Origin of the sequence: Xenorhabdus bovienii, assembly GCF_024721015.1 — a bacterium.
Lineage (GTDB): Bacteria > Pseudomonadota > Gammaproteobacteria > Enterobacterales > Enterobacteriaceae > Xenorhabdus > Xenorhabdus bovienii.
Genome location: NZ_JANAIF010000391.1, coordinates 1 through 291, shown reverse-complemented (window position 1 = coordinate 291; position 291 = coordinate 1). Strand labels below are relative to the sequence as shown.

The following is a 291-nucleotide window of genomic DNA, read 5'->3' as shown; positions in this document are numbered from 1 at the left end:
CGCACCCGCCGACTGGTCACAGGTAATGATTGCGCGTTTACCATCATTGAGATTGAAAAAATAGGCGCTGGAATTACTGGCGAGCGTACTGGGATACGATGGCGATGCCATTCCGCCAAAACACGCATGGGGAAACTCTGTCGAAAATGTAATCGTCTCAGAGGATTCAGCCAGCGTTTTCTCTGTATAACCCCATTGGAAAATTACCCCTTTATCCCCGCATTTCCACCACCCGTTTTGATCCAATTTCGCGTCATTTTTATACCCAAACCGGTTATTCGATTCGGTTAC

At 47.4% G+C, this 291-nt stretch carries 1 protein-coding gene; it reads right to left on the bottom strand.

Features of this window, described 5'->3' with window-relative positions; translation table 11 throughout:
• Nucleotides 1-246, bottom strand: a 246-nt coding sequence (locus NXS07_RS21155; RefSeq protein WP_438818398.1) for a gp53-like domain-containing protein, incomplete at its 3' end; no start/stop codon positions are given.
• Nucleotides 247-291 lie beyond the last annotated feature (45 nt).